At 39.6% G+C, this 18,033-nt stretch carries 14 protein-coding genes; 13 read left to right on the top strand and 1 reads right to left on the bottom strand.

What is annotated here, in order from left to right; translation table 11 throughout:
• Positions 1–168: 168 nt before the first annotated feature.
• Positions 169–1,932 carry a sigma-54-dependent Fis family transcriptional regulator gene (locus ACFQRG_RS08180; RefSeq protein ID WP_380965375.1) on the bottom strand — a complete coding sequence of 588 codons (1,764 nt, stop codon included), beginning with the start codon at positions 1,930–1,932 and terminating at the stop codon, positions 169–171.
• 254 nt (positions 1,933–2,186) lie between these two features.
• Between ACFQRG_RS08180 and ACFQRG_RS08175 the strand changes: the two genes are divergently transcribed.
• The 13 genes from ACFQRG_RS08175 to ACFQRG_RS08115 all read left to right on the top strand — a co-directional run bounded on the left by ACFQRG_RS08175 (position 2,187) and on the right by ACFQRG_RS08115 (position 17,960).
• Positions 2,187–3,461 carry an MFS transporter gene (locus tag ACFQRG_RS08175; RefSeq protein WP_380965374.1) on the top strand — a complete coding sequence of 425 codons (1,275 nt, stop codon included), beginning with the start codon at positions 2,187–2,189 and terminating at the stop codon, positions 3,459–3,461.
• Positions 3,462–3,537: 76 nt separating this feature from the next.
• Positions 3,538–4,422 (top strand): MBL fold metallo-hydrolase, encoded by an 885-nt coding sequence (locus ACFQRG_RS08170; protein ID WP_380965373.1) that lies wholly within the window; start codon positions 3,538–3,540, stop codon positions 4,420–4,422.
• A gap of 220 nt (positions 4,423–4,642) precedes the next feature.
• On the top strand, positions 4,643–6,115 hold the full coding sequence (locus tag ACFQRG_RS08165; RefSeq protein WP_380965371.1) for an aldehyde dehydrogenase family protein: 1,473 nt from the start codon (positions 4,643–4,645) through the stop codon (positions 6,113–6,115).
• A 90-nt stretch (positions 6,116–6,205) separates the two neighbouring features.
• A complete protein-coding gene (locus ACFQRG_RS08160) occupies positions 6,206–7,585 on the top strand; it encodes an aminotransferase family protein (RefSeq protein ID WP_380965370.1) in 1,380 nt (459 codons plus the stop codon).
• 132 nt (positions 7,586–7,717) lie between these two features.
• The gene (locus ACFQRG_RS08155; RefSeq protein WP_380965369.1) at positions 7,718–8,842 is read left to right on the top strand and encodes a class II histone deacetylase; all 1,125 of its coding nucleotides are present in this window, start codon (positions 7,718–7,720) and stop codon (positions 8,840–8,842) included.
• 45 nt (positions 8,843–8,887) lie between these two features.
• Positions 8,888–10,309: an APC family permease gene (locus ACFQRG_RS08150; RefSeq protein WP_380965368.1), complete on the top strand. Its 1,422-nt coding sequence runs from the start codon at positions 8,888–8,890 to the stop codon at positions 10,307–10,309.
• 36 nt (positions 10,310–10,345) lie between these two features.
• On the top strand, positions 10,346–11,116 hold the full coding sequence (locus tag ACFQRG_RS08145) for an SDR family NAD(P)-dependent oxidoreductase (RefSeq protein WP_380965367.1): 771 nt from the start codon (positions 10,346–10,348) through the stop codon (positions 11,114–11,116).
• A 118-nt stretch (positions 11,117–11,234) separates the two neighbouring features.
• The gene (locus ACFQRG_RS08140) at positions 11,235–12,062 is read left to right on the top strand and encodes a molybdenum cofactor biosynthesis F family protein (protein ID WP_380965366.1); all 828 of its coding nucleotides are present in this window, start codon (positions 11,235–11,237) and stop codon (positions 12,060–12,062) included.
• 136 nt (positions 12,063–12,198) lie between these two features.
• Positions 12,199–13,563: an aspartate aminotransferase family protein gene (locus ACFQRG_RS08135; protein ID WP_380965365.1), complete on the top strand. Its 1,365-nt coding sequence runs from the start codon at positions 12,199–12,201 to the stop codon at positions 13,561–13,563.
• Between the two features lie 125 nt (positions 13,564–13,688).
• The gene (locus tag ACFQRG_RS08130; RefSeq protein WP_380965363.1) at positions 13,689–14,918 is read left to right on the top strand and encodes an MFS transporter; all 1,230 of its coding nucleotides are present in this window, start codon (positions 13,689–13,691) and stop codon (positions 14,916–14,918) included.
• 259 nt (positions 14,919–15,177) lie between these two features.
• A complete protein-coding gene (locus ACFQRG_RS08125; RefSeq protein WP_380965362.1) occupies positions 15,178–16,332 on the top strand; it encodes an acyl-CoA dehydrogenase family protein in 1,155 nt (384 codons plus the stop codon).
• A gap of 49 nt (positions 16,333–16,381) precedes the next feature.
• Complete coding sequence (gene menB, locus ACFQRG_RS08120) at positions 16,382–17,197, top strand: 1,4-dihydroxy-2-naphthoyl-CoA synthase (protein ID WP_380965361.1); 816 nt, start codon at positions 16,382–16,384, stop codon at positions 17,195–17,197.
• Positions 17,198–17,213: 16 nt separating this feature from the next.
• Complete coding sequence (locus ACFQRG_RS08115; protein ID WP_380965360.1) at positions 17,214–17,960, top strand: SDR family NAD(P)-dependent oxidoreductase; 747 nt, start codon at positions 17,214–17,216, stop codon at positions 17,958–17,960.
• The last annotated feature ends 73 nt before the right edge of the window (positions 17,961–18,033 follow it).

Here is an 18,033-nt window from a genome sequence, read left to right as displayed (position 1 = left end):
AGAAAAACATGAAGAAGTAGAGGTAGTCTGTCCTTTTTGTGAAGGTACTATGCGACGAGCAAAAAAGAATCCCAAGTGATAAGGCTACACTTGGGAAGTAATTAAGTCGCGCTAGCGATTTTGTTCTGTTCTAAGATTAAAATGCTTATTTTACATACGGATAGCGACTTACAACGTTTTTTCGCGTTTCATTCCATAAAGTTCCATCTTTCGGTATAACCGGTTACGTGTAATATCTAAGCGTTCAGCAGCTTTTTTGATATTCCATTGGCATTCTTCTAAAGCATGTTCAATAGCTATTTTTTCCGATTCTGCCAAAGTTCGTACAGACGAATCTTCCCTAATGGTATTTTTAACTTGTATCTGTAAATCATCGGGTTGAATGTCTTTTCCATCTGCCAAAAAAGAAGCTGTATGTAAGACATTGACTAATTCGCGGATATTGCCGGGCCAATGGTATTTTGAAATCAGTGTTTTTGCTTTTTCTGACAGTTCTTTAAACGGATGGATTTGTTTTAACAGCTGTTCGGCAAGCTCAACTTTATCCTCCCGTTCGCGGAGGGATGGAAGTGTTAATTGAACGCCTTTTAAACGGTAGTAAAGATCATCTCGAAAACGTCCTGCTTCAACTTCCTCCAAAAGATTGCGATGTGTTGCGGCTATAACTCTGACATTAATTGATTTACTTTTAGTGCTTCCAACCGGTGTGATGCTTTTTTCTTGCAAAACTCTAAGTAATGTTACCTGAGCACGCAAGGGCATATCGCCAATCTCATCAAGAAATATTGTTCCGCCGTTGGCAGCTTCAAATTTACCAATGCTTCCTTTTTGGTTTGCACCGGTAAAAGCGCCGGCTTCATACCCGAAGAGTTCACTTTCTACTAAATTTTCTGGAATAGCACCGCAGTTTACAGCAATAAATGGTTTGTTATTTCTTGGACTTTTTACGTGGATAGATTGTGCGAACATCTCTTTTCCGGTTCCGCTTTCCCCGTATAGCATCACGGGCAGGTCAGTTATTGCCGCTTTCTTGGCTAATTCTATCTGTTGTTTGATTTTAGGGCAATTCCCTAAGATATTATGAAATGTATATAATTGTTTCCGAGAATCCTTTTGTTTCCTAGTTGGATCCAGAAGAATAGATTTCCAATATTTGTTTGTCCTGTCGCTAATAACTTCGTATTTAAATTGAGTATTTTCTTTAAATTCTTTTCCAATACAATCTGAACCAAAAAGCCTTTTGGCAGCTTCATTTGCACGGATAATATGTTCGTTATTGTCCAGAGAGAGCAAGGGCTTTGTATATTTGTCGGCAACTTGATTGAGTTCGTGAATAGTAATTAATTTTTCATACTCCATTTCTTCAAAAATAAGTTTATTTTGAATAGATTCCGCCGCCACTTGGGCAAGCGTTACGGATTCGTTTTTAAAAAAGGGTGATTCACTGCTAATGTTGATGACGCCAATGAGATTGCCATCTGAGTCATATATCGGGCTGGCAGCACATGTTAATGCATGATTTTCAACAAAAAAGTGTTCGTCACCTTTAATTAAAATAGGCGTGTTTTCTTTTAGAGCAATCCCTACAGCGTTTGTTCCTCTATATTGTTCATCCCAATTGATACCGATTTGTAAATTGTTTGTATTTTTAAAATTCAAAAACTCCGGAGTGCCTATTGCGTAGATAATGCGTCCTTTCTGATCAATTAATGAGGCCATATGATTTGACTGTTTTATATAAGGTTGCAATTTATTAAAGGTTGGCTTGGCAATGTGGATTAATTTTTCGTTTTCTAATTGCAGGTCTTTAATGTATTCGGAGTTAATCACTTGTTTTTGCGGTGTATCACCGGGATTTATATTTCTTTCGAGACAGCGCTTCCAAGATTGTTTTATCAATTGATTTCTTGATACCCTTGATGGAACTGACATAGGTGTTCGCTCCCTTATATAAATATTTCAACCATATCTATTATTATATCAAATTATTAATATATTCAAAATAGTCGATTTTGCAGCTTAAGAGAGAATGTGTCTAAATGAAACACACTGCTTCTTTTTGGAGCATGTTTTTTAAGTGCGGGGCTTAATGGCCAATATTTTAAGTTGGTATAAAACTTGCATTCACTAAAGTGAAAAAGAATATCAATCCATGTAAGTGTTCCTGGAAGCGGGAGGGTGATTTTATGCGTTGGTTTGTTCTGGCATTATTGTCTTTAGGGCTCTTAATAGATTTTGCTGATAAATCTATTATGGGGTTCGCGGCTGATCCAATAATGAAAGAGTTTCACCTTACTTATAGTGAGTGGGGGATAGCTGGAGGAGCCGCATTTTGGCTGTTTTCGATTGTAGGTGTCATTGGTGCAGCATTATCAGATAAAGTTGGTACAAAGAAAATGCTGGGATTTATGATATTCTTTTGGTCTATTCTTCAATTGGGTGCATTTGCTGTTACGGGTTTATCAGTACTCGTTCTTTACCGGGCTTTACTTGGTGCCGGTGAGGGTCCCTTTACGCCGACAGCTATGAGTCATATCGAAAAATGGTTTGCCCCGGAATCACGCGGTTTAGCTGCATCTATATTTATTAATGGATCTAATGTAGGATCACTGGTAGGGGCGCCTGTTTTAGTCACTATGATTGTTCACTTCGGCTGGCGAATAGCTTTTGCATCCCTAGGCATTCTTGGTTTTGTTGTGTTTATTGCCTGGATCTTTTGTCCTGAGAAGCCTAAATTTAAAGGATTACAGACTGAGTTAGGTGAAGACAAAGATTTTCCTAGGAAAAAATTTATTTGGTCTGAATTTTATCCTATTTTGTTGTCACCGGCTTGCATTTTTACATTACTTATTGGTTTTTCTTCCATGTGGTTGACGGTTTGGTCAGCGGTGTGGATGCCGAATTATTTTACCTCAGTCATTCATTTAACCCCGGAGGGAATGGGCTGGGCTGTTAGCGCGATAGGTGTTATCATGATCATTGTATCTACACTGATATCCTATTTTTCAGATCGGATGTTTGCTAAGAATCAAGATTTTCGAAAGTCGCGAGTGATGGTGACCGGAAGTTCAATGGTTGTCACTGGTTTAATTTTATCTTCACTCGTACTTGCCCATTCAGAGCTTTGGGCCATTATAGTATTCGGCTTCGGAATAGGGCTTTCGCAGTTAGCATTCATCATGCTGCCGCAAATCATGATCCGTTTGCTTCCTGAAAGAGCGGGTTTAATGGCCAGTATAGTGACATCATTTATGAATATAGCAGGTATTATAGGACCGATGATGACAGGTTTTGCTTTACAATCAGCGGGACACAATGTCACACTTGGATTTGATCACTCCATATTATTTATCGCCGCAGGACTCGTACTTTTCGGGCTGTTGTTTTCGTTATTCGTCGATCCTGACAAAAAAATGCGACATTTAGAACCTGCCATTGTAAAAGATTCGTCGCTTAATTGATGTGCAAAAATTTAGAATAGGTAATTAATTAACTTTCTGATAGATAAGAAAAAGGTTATGAATAGGAGAGATGATTATGACAACAAACTTAACAAACGAAGTGATAATTAAGGTACTTGGAACCGCTCAAGATGCAGGGGTGCCTCATGCTGGTTGTTACTGCGATCATTGCCGTGCCGCTTTAGAGAACCCTCATTTAAAACGGTTTGCCGCCGCACTTGCTATTGTGCTGCCCGAGAAACAAAAATGGCATTTGATTGATGCAACACCGGATGTAAGGGAACAAATGAATATGATGAAAGAAGATTATCCTAATATGGGATTAATGAGCAGTATTTTATTGACCCACGCGCACATTGGCCATTACACGGGTCTTATGTTTCTTGGACGTGAAGCCATATATACTAATAAATTGCCCGTTTTTGCTGGTGCAAAAATGGCAGAGGTATTAAGAAATGATGTACCATGGAAACAACTTGTAGATTTAGAAAACATTCAAATAGAAGATATTAGAAAGAAAAATTCATTTCAACTGGAATCTTGTGTAGAGATAACACCGTTAGATATCCCTCATAGAAATGAATACTCGGAAACATTTGGCTTTATTATAAAGGGACCCAATAAAAAATGTCTTTATATTCCTGATATTGACCGCTGGGAACAATGGGATAAAGATTTAAAAGAGGTTGCGGCAAATGTTGATTATTGTTTATTGGATGCCACCTTTTATTCAGAAAAAGAACCGGCACTTGAAGGGCTTGATTACCGGGAAATACCGCATCCGTGTATCACGAATACGATGGATTTACTGGAGGACGTTGTAAAATCTAATCCTGTAAAAGTTTATTTTACCCATTTTAATCATACAAACCCTGTTGTCGATTTTGACGACCCAAAAAGAGACATCATTAAGGAAAGAGGATTTTTTATTGCTGATGAAGGAATAACATTTACTTTATAATTTTTTTATAAAACAGTTGCTGGCAGCCGGCAACTGTTTTATTTTTTAGAAAATTTGCTTCAAAACGACACAATCTGTGTTTTTTTGAAGCATGTCAAGTTTTGTAAAATAGCGTAAAAACGGTCATTTTAAAATTGGCACGAGACTTGCATTAATGAATAGTGAATGATGATAAATCAACAAACATACTAAAAGCTGTCATTAAGAAGGGGGAAGAGTTATGGCAAAGTCTTACCAATTATTTATTGATGGTAAATGGGTGAATGCTGCATCAGGAAAGACGTTTGAATCTATTAATCCAAGTACTGGAGAATTAAATGGCATTATTGCCGAAGGGGGAAAGGAGGATGTAGATAAAGCGGTTGCAGCTGCACGTAAAGCTTTTGAATCTGGTCCATGGAAGGAAATGGCACCTGGTGATCGCGGAAGATTATTATATAAACTGGCGCAAAAAATGTGGGATAATTTGGGTTATTTAGCCGAAATAGAATCAAAAGACAGCGGGTTATTAATTAATGAAACTAAAAATATAGCCATTCCAGCTACAATAGATGTTTTAGAATTTTATGCAGGGTTAGCGAATAAAGTCCAAGGCGATACGCTTGCATCTCCTCATGATCGTTTGAATTATACTTTAAAGGAACCGCTTGGTGTTATCGGCGCGGTTGTCCCGTGGAATTTTCCTTTAATGATAACAATGTGGAAGCTTGCACCGGCGCTGGCAGCAGGTAATACGATTGTCATTAAACCGGCTGAACAAACGCCAATCAGCATTCTCGAGCTTGTCCGATTATTTGAAGAAGTCGGTATTCCAGATGGTGTGATCAATGTTGTCCCTGGATTTGGTGAATCAGCCGGCTCAGCCTTAACATCCCATCCTGGTATCGATAAGATCGCTTTTACCGGTTCTACGGCAACAGGACGAATGATTATGCAGGCAGCGAGTAAAAATTTAAAACCTGTAACGCTTGAGCTTGGCGGAAAATCACCGAATATTATTTTTGAAGATGCAAACATCGAGAGTGCAGTCAACGGATCAATGTTTGGCATTTATTTTGCACAGGGTCAAGTTTGTGCTGCCGGATCAAGATTGTTTGTACAAGACGCCGTCTATGACAAATTCATGGATCTTTTCTTAAAGAAAGTTCAATCTCTTCGGGTAGGCAATCCGCTTGATGAAAAAACGCAAATGGGACCTCAAGTTTCCGAACAGCAGCTTAATACCATTGAACGGTATGTTGCGGCAGGTCTTGAAGAAGGCGCTAACCTTCTAACAGGGGGAGAACGCTTTAAAGAATCCGGAAATGGTTATTATTATACACCGACTATTTTTGAAAATGTAACAAATGAAATGACAATTGCCCGCGAAGAAATTTTTGGACCGGTCGTTTCTGTTATTCGTTTTAAGGATGAACAAGATGCGCTAGAAAAAGCCAACGATACAGTATACGGTTTGGCTTCCGGAGTTTGGACCAATGATATTAAGCGGGCCCACCGTATGGCTCGCGGTTTGAAAGCAGGCACAGTATATGTCAATACGTACAATATGCTTGACAGTACCGCTCCGTTTGGCGGGACAAAGCAAAGCGGCTTTGGCCGGGAACTGGGAGTACAAGCGATGGATATGTATACACAAACAAAACATGTCTGGGTAGATTTAAGCGAGCAAGGCATAAATTGGTACGGTCTATAATTCGGAAATTAAATAAAAATATTCACATCTGTTCGAAATTTTAATATAATTGTCGAAACAACTAATTATTTTATATTGGAGGGTTTATATATGTCTGGAAATCTATCAACAAAAAATAGAATGAAAGAGTTGGCTGAATTAGATAAAAAACATTATTTACACCCGACAACACCGGTAAAAGCTCATTTTGAACAAGGCCCGCCTATTATCGTTTCTGAAGGAAAAGGTATTTATATTAAAGATGTCAACGGTGAAGAGTACATTGACGGTATGTCGATGCTTTGGAATGTCAATTTAGGACATGGTCAAAAGGAATTAGCTCAAGCCGCGCAAGAACAAATGTCTAAATTGGCTTACAGCTCTTCATTCTTCGGTAATTCTCATGAAAGAGCCATTGAATTAGCAGAAAAATTGGCAACGCTTACGCCAGGCGATCTAAATGTTGTATTCTATACATCCGGCGGCTCAGAATCCAATGATTCAGCCTTTAAATTAGCAAGATACTACTGGAAGGTTAAAGGCGAACCTAACAGGACTAAAATTATTGGACTTGAACGCGCCTACCACGGAACGACGCTGGGAGCCACAAGTGCAACCGGCATGACAGAATTCCAAAACTTTGTCAATGCGAAAGCGCCTGATTTCTTCCATGCCAAAGCACATCAAACCAATTGTGAACTGGGAGATAAAAGCGATCCGAATTATGAAGGCTGTATAAGAGATATCGTTGAAAAAGAAGGTCCTGAAACAATTGCAGCCGTTGTCTTAGAACCAGTTCAAGGAGCCGGCGGCGTTTTCTTCCCGCCTGAAGGTTACCTGCAAGCGGTAAGAAAGCTTTGTGACGAATTTGGTATTTTAATGATTACTGATGAAGTCATTACCGGTTTCGGACGTACAGGAAAAATGTTCGGCGTTAATAATTGGGATGTCGTCCCAGATCTTATGACGGTTGCTAAAGGTATTACAAGCGGTTATTCCCAATTGGGAGCTGTCATAATGAAAGAAAAAATTAGAGATGAACTCGTCAAATCTGATGATGTTCTCTTCCATGGCTTCACATACAGCGGACATCCAACTGCCTGCGCTGTAGCCTTGAAAAACCTTGAAATTATTGAACGTGATAATATTGTAGCTAACGCTAAAAATATGGAAGCTGTCCTTAAAGAAGGCTTAAAATACTTAGAAGAAAAACATAAGACTGTAACGAAAACAAGAGCTTTAGGTTTGCTGGCAGCCTTTGAGCTTTACGAAGACCCTGAAAGCGGTAAACGTTTTGATCCTTCCTTTTTAGCAGCTCACAAACTTGTTGATGAGTGCTTTGACAGAAAACTTATTCTAAGGACTGCGGAATGGGACGGTGACAATATTATAGCCATCGCTCCTGCGCTTATTGTTAACAAACAGGAAGTTGAAAACATCATCAGTATTATCGACGATTCACTCACAGCTTTCGAAAAGAAACTTGGTTAATTCAAGATATTTTTTTCAAAAAGGTCTCTTATCATCAAGAGACCTTAATCAATAATATCCTGTTGCTGTTATTGGATACTAATTTACATTGTGAAAAAATGAAATTTTTCAAATTGAATTTGGAGGATAACAATGACATTAAAAACGGGTTTCATATGCGACGAAAGTTACTTTTGGCATGATACGGGAAACGGAGCTTTATGTTTGCGGCCCGGCGGATGGGTAGAATCAGATGTCCATTCTGAAAATCCTGCAACAAAAAGACGGGTTAAAAATCTTTTAGAGCGAAGCGGGTTCATAAAGGAATTAAAGCCAATAGAGCCGCGTACCGCTACACGCGAAGAAATTGAATTAAATCATGTGTCTTCTTATATTGATAAGGTTAAGGAATTAAGTGATACAACGGGCGGAGATGCTGGAGATATTGCTATTGTAGGGACCGGATCTTATGAAATAGCGTGTCTTTCAGCCGGCGGCGCGCTTACCGGGGTAGATGCAGTAATGAATGGTGATGTTCAAAATGTTTACGCACTGACCAGACCGCCTGGACATCATGCTGAAATGGAAATAGGCATGGGTTTTTGTTTGTTCAATAACGTGGCAATTGCAGCCAAGTATGCTCGAAAAAAGTACGGATTAAAACGGATTATGATTGTGGATTGGGATGTACACCATGGCAATGGTACGGAAAACGCATTCTATGATGACCCGGAAGTGTTGTTTGTTTCCCTTCATCAAGAATTTAATTTCCCGCCAGACAGAGGATTGACTCAACATACAGGTGAAGGAGACGGACGCGGATACAATATTAATATTCCTTTGCCTGCAGGTACGGGTAACGCAGGTTACCTTTACGCATTTGAGAAAATCATTGAGCCAATCGCAGAACAATTTAAGCCCGAGCTTGTACTGGTATCCGCAGGGCAAGACCCGAGTCCATTTGACCCGTTAGCACAAATGATGGTGACAGCTGAAGGCTTTGGTAAGATTGCGGCCATTGCTAAAAATATTGCAGAACGCCATTGCGGCGGACGTTTAGTCGTTTGTCACGAAGGAGGCTACAGCTCGGCCTATGTACCGTTTTGTACTCTTAGAGTTATTGAATCTATTAGCGGGCTGAAGAGTAAAGTTGAAGAAGATCCATATCAAATGGTCATTGATGGCTTACCTTCTGATGTCCTTGCCAAACACCAAAAGGAAGCAATAGATCAAATTGCAAAACATCATTCCGAGTTTTGGGGTTTAATGGTTAAATAGCGGTTCGCTTATCAAAAAGGTTGATATGGGTAAGGGGGCAAAATATTGGATAATCAATTAAAAAGAACGATAGGGTTTTGGCCGGCAGTTGCAACTGCCGTAGGTATTGTTGTATCTTCCTCTGCCTTAGTATCTTTAACTCAGGGATTTGGTATTGCCGGACCGGGTTTTATTATTGCGATGGTTGCCGCTATGCTATTAAATTTATTCGTGGCACTTTCATTTGCGGAACTTTCTTCGATTGTTCCGCAAGCGGGCGGCATTAACCATTATACGCTTCCCACCATGGGGCCATTTATAGGCATGATTTCAGTAATAAGCGGCTATGTACTTGTCAATATGTTTGCTGGAAGTGCAGAAGCTCACATTGCGGGTTTGGTTATTCACGATACTTTTCTGCCTTCTGTTCATCCTTTATTTATTTCAATTGCTTTTGTCGTCATACTTGGTTTAATTAATATCCGCGGGATAGAATTTTATAGTTGGTCACAAATGATTTTAACAGGCGTAATGATTGTTTCTATTTTTGCTATTGGCATCATAGGACTTACAGGAACTGGCAGTGGACAACCTATTAAAACATCTTTGGATTTTAACACTATGGGCTGGGGAGTTCTCGGTCTGTCTGCTTTGGCATTTTGGTTGTTTGTTGGCATAGAGTTTGTTTGCCCTATGGCAGAAGAAATAAAAAAGCCTAAGATATATATTCCGATGTCTATGATCATGGGTCTATTAATCATATTAGTTGTTGATTTCATATTTGGAAACGCTGCCATTAAATATGTCCCTTTAAAAACTTTAGCAGGCGCGGCAGATCCGCATGTTAAAGCGTCAACAGCTATTTTAGGGAAAACAGGGCAAATTTGGATTGGTATTGTGACAGTTTTTGCAACGGGAAGCACGATTAACACGCTTTTATGTGCAATTCCGCGAATGCTGTATTCAATGGCGCAAAAGGGTCAAATGCCAAAAATGTTCGGCAGGTTAAATAAATGGGGAAGTCCCTGGGTCGCTATTGTTTTTATGACCAGTCTTTTTCTAATCTTCCTTATCATTGGCGTAACAGGGAGTAAATCCATTACGACATTTATATTAGCCGGAGCTTTTTGTTGGATGGTTACTTATATCATTGCGCATCTAAACGTGATTATTATGCGATTTAAATATCCAAATGTGATAAGGACTTTTAAATCGCCGCTTGGCATCACATTTCAGGTTATTGGGATCGCAGGGATTATTTATATGATGTTTAACATATTTCCGGATCCAGCCGTAAAAGTTCGAATCTACATGTATGCGATCATTTTCCTATTAGTTACAATTATTTATTCCGCTTGTTGGGTTAAGTTTGCAATGAAAACGAAACTCTTCAAAACGACACCTTTAGAGGAGCTCTTAGAAAAAGAAGTAGAGTACTCAAATGAGTCGATCGTTTCTTTTAAAAAGGAAAATCAGACTCATATATAAGGATCAAATATACCATAACTGGAAGGAAGGGTTCGGATGGGTGTAAAAGATAATAGGACAAAGCCTGTTGCACTTATTACAGGAGGCGGATCAGGCATTGGCGCCGCTATAGCTGGTAAATTGGCTCAAACTCACCATGTTGTCGTTTGCGGCAGGCGTCAAAAACGTATAGAAGAAGTTGCCAATAGTATTAACGGTACAGCTGTTCAAGCTGATGTTGGTATTGAGGATGATGTTGATCGTCTAATCAAGCAAATTATAGAAAAGTTCGGCAGACTTGATGCTCTAATATTAAACGCAGGCGTGAATCATGAGGGTAAGGTAACTGAAACAAGTTTTGAAGACTGGGAAAGGGTTATACGAATTAATCTTACTTCAGGATTTTTGGTCTCAAAGGCTGCATTGCCATACCTATCTAAAAATGGAGGATCCATAGTAACTATTTCATCTGTTGCCGGACTTAAAACAGCACCTTCACTTCCAGCGTACTGCGCTTCAAAAGCCGGCATTATTGCGCTGACCCAATCAATCGCAGTTGATTATGCTGACCGTCATGTCAGGGCGAATATTGTGTGCCCTGGATGGGTAAGAACGGAAATGGCTGATGAAGAAATGAAAAGTTTAGCAAAAGATTCCGGAGAAACATTGGAACAGGCTTATCAGCGAGTAACAAAACTTATACCAGCCCGCCGTCCATCCAATCCGGAAGAGATTGCAAATACTGCAGCATGGTTAATTTCAAATGAAGCTTCTTTCATTACTGGAGCTGTTATTCCGGTTGATGGCGGCTCATTAACGTTGGAATGACTGCATTTATGTAATGGGTCAGAGGTTAAAAGTTTGAACCTTCATTAATTGATCGAATATAAAAAATTTAATTATAAAATTCAAAGTTATTTTGTCCCGAGGAGGAAAATCAATCATTATGAGTAATGGAAAAAAAGATTACATTAGTGTTGGTGAACTTTCTGTTGGGTTTAGTGAAAATATCATGCAGCCTACTGACAGATTAGTTGGTGAAAGTTTAACTCTGTTTTACGAAAATGGTAAAAAGTCAAAACTGACTTTTGTAGATATCGAAACGCTTAAATGGGCCATTATAGATGGGGAGGCCGAGGAAAAATTTGTTTGTTCTTATACGGCGGTGATGCCAAGAGAAAACATTTATTTTATTGACTTTATTGTCTCTTATGGCGATACAAAATCAATTTCCATTGTACTTGACCTAAGACAAAAAATTGCAACTGTAATAACAAGTATCCTGCCAACTGCAGAAGAGATTGCAATACCAATGCTTGATCGTGCCAATCAAGGAGTACCGCTTACTTCGGTTAAAGCTGTATTCGAACACGTGTCCGTAGATAAACCGTTTACTGATGATGCACCGCAGCATCGTCCGACAACTGATTTGATCGGTAAAACTATCGAATTTATTTACAGCTCGAAAGATGTCTACCAGCACACTTATTTAAACGAAAACTATTATACTTGGCATTGTGTTTCTGGAAATGAGAAAGGATTGTGTGATACTGATCGATGCTTCTACTATAAAGTTGACAACAATCTCTACCTATTTCTTTGGTTGGAAAAAGTTATCCCTACAGCAGGTGTTGTGATAGAAGATCTGGATGCCATGCGTTCATATGGAAAAATCTACGGTTATGAAGGTTATCAAGCCGGCCGTATTTCCAATTTCCCTGTTGGATCATATGCCAAGATAGTAAATCAAAAAGAACAACCTATTAATTCATGATAATGTATCCTGTACGAATTTTAAAAAGAGTTTCCAATTATACTAGGAAACTCTTTTAATTCGCGCAACTTAAAAACCCTTAAAAAAACAAAAATTTTTACTCGGTGCCAAATTAAAGATTAAAGGAAGGTGTTTTATGAATACATTAACCGGAATTGAACAAGATCGTATAACTGAACTATTAAAAAACGAGGAAAATATGTTTTCCAGAAAGAATCCGAGATCCCGGGACCTGCACTTGAAAGGGAAACAGTCCCTTGTCCATGGTGTTCCAATGCATTGGATGAGTAATTGGGCTTCTCCATTTCCGCTCTATCTAAAAAAGGCTAAAGGCGCTTGGTTAATGGATGTAGATGACCATGAATACGCTGATTTTTGCCTTGGTGACAGCGGAGCTATGTTTGGGCACGGAAATGAGGATGTTTCTAAGGTGATCAGTGATCAAGTGTATAAAGGAAGTACTGTCATGTTGCCAACTGAAGATGCAGTGTGGATTGGGGAGAATTTACAAAAACGATTTGGACTCCCTTACTGGCAGTTTACTACATCAGCGACTGATGCAAACCGATTTGCGATCAGAATCAGCCGAATCATGACCGGACGTGATAAAGTTCTTGTATTTAATGGCAAATACCATGGATCGGTTGATGAAACACAAGTGTCTATGGCAAGCGGCAAAATGATATCACAACCAGGTGTTCATCCGAACGCAACTGATTTTAATCGGACAACAAAGGTTATTGAATTTAATGATATAGAGGCATTGGATGAAGCGCTTTCTTCTCAAGACGTTGCATGTGTACTTACTGAACCAATAATGACCAATGTTGGCATGGTTCCTGTAAAACAAGGTTTTCATGAAGCACTTCGGGAAATCACCCGGCGTACAGGGACTTTATTAATTATTGATGAAACGCATACCATCTCTACAAGCCCGCAAGGCTACACAGGCGCTTATGGATTGGAACCTGACATTTTAGTTCTGGGGAAAGCCATAGCAGGCGGGATACCGGCCGCTTTTTATGGTATGTCAACTGAAGTGGCCGAAGTCATGCACAAATATACGGAGTTAGATAATTATAAAATTAACCATTGCGGTTTCGGAGGGACACTTGCAGGTAATGCCCTTACACTTCGAGCCATTCGTGCCACATTAGAAAAAGTGATGACTGATAATAATTATGCTCATATGAAAACTATGGCTGAAAGATTTGAAAAAGGTGTGACCGATATCATTCGTGAATTTCATTTACCGTGGCATGTCACACGGATTGGAGCAAGAGTTGAGTACATGTTCAGCAAGGAAGCACCACTAAATGGCGGTGAGGCGCTTGAAGCTAACGACCCAAGGCTGCAAGCGGCCATACACCTTTTTCTGCTTAACAGAGGCGTATTGATGACACCATTTCACAATATGGCACTCATGTGTCCGCAAACGAGGGAAGAAAATGTTGATAAGCATACAGAAGCTTTCCGGGAATGTGTAAAGCAATTAGTGTAGCACAATTATTTTTATTTTAGATTGGGCAATCAATAGACTGATATTTAAGCTTTCGAATGGATATAGGGTCAGTTTTCGAAATGTTTACAATCTTAATGTTGAACATTAAGAAGGAGGATAAGGAAATGGGCGGTCAGCGATATGAACGTCGTTTAGTTACTTTATTATTTTTTGCATGGGGTTTTGTTTTTCTGGATAGGCTTGCAATTACTTTCTTATTTCCTACCATTGCACCAGAGATTCATCTGAGTAATGCTAATTTAGGTACAATAAATCTTTGGCAGGTCGTAGGGTATGCGGCATCCGCTATCATTTTTGGAATGATATCAGATAAAACGGGTTACAGAAAAAAATGGTTAGTTATTTTTGTATTTGCAGCTTCCTTATTCTCAGCACTTTCCGCAGCGTCCGGTTCATTTGAAACATTAGTATTTTTTCGGTTTTTAACTGGAGCCAGTGAAGGTCCTGTTTTACCAATTGCCATGTCAATGCTGTCTATGCAGGGGAATCCAAAAAAATTCGGCAGAAATTCAGGAATAGTAAATGCCGGAGTTTCGGTATTAGCAAGTACCATAGGTCCCATTATAGTTACACAATTAGTCGTTCATTTTAACTGGCATATGGCGTTTATTTTATCCAGTATCCCAAGCTTTTTACTAGCGATTTTTCTTATAAAGTTTTCTAAGGAAATAGATCCTTCTGAAATTAAAGAGCAGGAAACGATTAAGTGGAAAGATTTCGTAAAAGTTATCAAATACAGAAATGTTGTCCTGAATCTATTAATCTCTATTTTGGCAATGGGCGGTTACTGGATCATGTTAACGTTTGCGCCTCTTTATTGGGTTGAAGTAGGACATCTATCTAATCAAACAATGGGATTGTTAAGTTCAGGAACAGGACTGATCGGAATTTTTTGGTGCATAGCGGTTCCTTATATCGCTGACCATATCGGTCGAAAAACGACACTGATTATATTTTGTTTTTTATCTATCATTCCGTTGGCTGTTCTATATTTTTTCCAAGGCGGATGGATAAGCGTCGCAGCTTATGTATTGCTCACGGGCGTCATGGGCGGGATGTTTCCTTTGTATATGACGATTATTCCGATGGAGACTGTACCTAAGCACCTGGCAGCCACAGCAAATGCGCTTATTATGGGTGCCGGTGAGTTGATCGGGGGCGCTATTGTTCCGCGAGTCGCAGGTTCATTCGCTGATATGTATGGACTGGGGATGGTTATGATCTGCGGGGCGATAGGGTTTTTCATTGCTGCATTAGTAGGTTTTGGCTTAATTGAAACTAAACCTAAGGCAGTCAAAGTTTCCGCTGATATTGTTAATCAGCCAAATACTTAATAATAAATACTTAGGAATCGGGAAAGCACTGGAGTAACTAATAATTCTAGTGCTTTTGTTATGCAGCGGGAAGTGCCCATATTATTTGAAGTTAACAGAGTTTTTCAATTCATTTTAACAACTCCCACAGATAGAATATTCCTTCACGCATAAGCTGATTTGTGTTTCTCAAGTTTTCTATATGACTTGTTTTCATAATTTGAATCTATAACTTATAAACTTAATATAAGATAGCTTTTTTATACAAGGTGGGGATAGCTTGTTGGATTTTTCATTCACCGAAGAACAAGAATACTTTCGGGAAATTCTTAAAAAATTTGCAAAGAAGGAATTGCTGCCTCATTACACTAAATGGGATCGGGAAGGTAAATTTCCAAGGCATTTGTGGGAAAAACTTGCGGAGTTAGGTGTAAATGGTCTAAGGATCCCAGTTGAGTATGGCGGAAACGGTGCTGATTGTGTAACAACCGGGATTGCGGCAGAAGAGATTGGCCGGGGTGATTTTAATCTTACTTATGGGGTCATGTTGAATGGTTTAATAGGAGAAATTATTAATCATCATGCTCGGGAGGAATTAAAACAGGAATGGCTTCCTGAAATAGCTGGCGGTAAAAAGGTTGTCGGCATTGCCGTTACAGAGCCAGCTGCCGGAACTGATGCTGGCGGGATTAAATCAACTGCTGTACATAAAGGAAAAGAGTATGTCCTTAATGGAGAAAAGTCAGGTATTAGTGTCGCAGCATATGGCGATGCATTTATTGTATTTGCAAAAACTGACCCTGAATTAGGTAATCGTGGTATTAGTGCGTTTATTGTCCCCAGAGATCTTCCAGGGGTTGAATGTAAAGAGTATGAAGATATGGGCAATATTCCGATTGGCCGGGGTTCAATTTACTTAAATGATGTTGCAGTTCCTGAGAAGAACTTAATTGGTCTTGAAAATATGGGGTTTATTCAGGTGATGAATGGGTTTGATCTCAGCCGCTTGTTAATCGGATTACAGTGTGTCGGGGCTGCCCTTCAAAGTATTGATGAGACAATAGAGCATGTAAAAATTAGACATTCTTTTGGTAAACCGTTGGCAAAGTATCAAGCCGTTTCATTTCCGATTGTTACTCATTACACCAAATTGGAATTTGTGAAGTGGCAGGCATATCGCGGATTATGGCTGCGTGATCAGGGATTGAAGCACTCAAAAGAATCATCATCTGTAAAATGGTTAGGTCCAAAGTATAGTCAGGAAGCGATCCACGAATGTTTATTGCTGAACGGCCACTATGCTTATACGAAAGAAATGCCGCTTGAGCAGCGCTTGCGTGATGTCATTGGTTTAGAAATTGGTGATGGCACAGCTCAAGCCAATCAAATGGTTATCGCAAAGGCGATTTTCGGGAAAGAATTCCGAACCTATTAATCTGGTGATTATTTATATAAATAGAAGGGTCTCAAAAAACAACCGAAAAATGGAGGTATTCAGTGTGAATTTAACAGATATTTTATATGAAAAGGCTGATGGGATTGCAAAAATTACGATTAACCGGCCGAAAGTATACAATGCTTTCCGGGCAAGGACGATTCAGGAATTAATTATGGTGTTCCGTGATGCTTGGGATGACAACAGGATTGGTGTGGTTATTTTAACGGGAACAGGCGAAAAGGCATTTTGCGTTGGCGGGGACCAAAAGGAAAAAGGGGATGAAGGCGGTTACGATTATTCCGGAGGTTTGGGGGGCGGCATCGGACTGGAAATAGAGAATCTGCACCAAACGATCCGTAATATTCCAAAACCAGTTATTGCAGCAGTTAATGGGTATGCAATAGGTGGAGGTCATGTCCTTCATGTTATTTGCGATTTAACGATTGCGTCAGAAACGGCAAAGTTTGGCCAAAGCGGTCCAAAGGTTGGGAGTTATGATGCCGGGTTCGGTTCCGCTTATTTGGCAAGAATTGTCGGTGAAAAGAAAGCACGGGAAATCTGGTACTTGTGTGAACAATATTCTGCACAGGAAGCAAAAGAAATGGGACTCGTAAACAAAGTTGTACCCGCTGATCAGCTGCAACAAGCCGCGATTGAATGGGCTGAAAAAATTCTCCAAAAGAGCCCGACAGCACTTAAAATGCTTAAATACTCTTTTAATGCGGACAGCGCAAATATCCAAGGCATTACTCAAATCTCAATGGGGAGTCTCGCGATGTTTTATAACACTAAGGAATCAGAAGAAGGAAAGAACGCATTCCTTGAAAAGAGACCGGTAGATTTTATGAAGTTCAGAAAATAAAATTGGAGTGATAGGCATGAGTCAACGCACAGCATTTGTTACCGGGGCAGGAAGAGGGATCGGAAGAGAGATTGCCAGAACATTAGCTTCTAAGTCAATGAAAATAATAGTATCAGATGTAAATATGAAGAATGCTCAAGAAACGGTTACGTTGTTAAAGGAAAAAGGGCGAGAAGCAGTTGCGGTTTATTGTGATGTGACTCATTTGCTAAGCGTCCAAGAAGCTGTAGCGGAGTCGCTCACACATTTTGAAACGGTTGATGTGTTAGTCAATAACGCTGGCTGGGATAAAGTTGAACCTTTCTTGAAAAGTGAACCAAAATCATGGAAAACGATTATCGACATTAATCTGATGGGGCAAATTCATACATGTAAAGAAATTTTACCGCTTATGATCAAGAATGGATATGGAAAAGTCATTAACATTGCTTCTGACTCCGGAAGGGTCGGGTCTAGCGGGGAAGCTGTATACTCAGCCGCAAAAGGCGGAGTCATTGCCTTTACAAAAACTTTGGCGCGAGAAATGGCAAGGCATAAAATAAACGTCAATTGTATTGCACCTGGCCCAGCTGACACACCTTTATTTAAGGAAATTAGTTCATATAATCAAGGTATAACACAAGCGTTAGAAAAATCTATTCCATTTAGACGTCTGGCTAAACCTGGTGACATCGCTGGTGCCGTTGCCTTTTTCGCCTCAGATGAAGCAGACTATATCACAGGGCAAACGCTCTCTGTCAATGGCGGGTTAACGATGATTTGAAAGTTGAACAGGGGCAGTTCCTGGAGTATTTTCAAGGATGCAGGAATCTAATAGAAGAACTCAAGTTTTAACG

It is taken from the genome of Scopulibacillus cellulosilyticus, from assembly GCF_042665295.1.
Lineage (GTDB): Bacteria > Bacillota > Bacilli > Bacillales > Sporolactobacillaceae > Scopulibacillus_A > Scopulibacillus_A cellulosilyticus.
The sequence above is the reverse complement of the archived record's forward strand: the minus strand, read 5'-3'. Positions and strand labels throughout refer to the sequence as shown.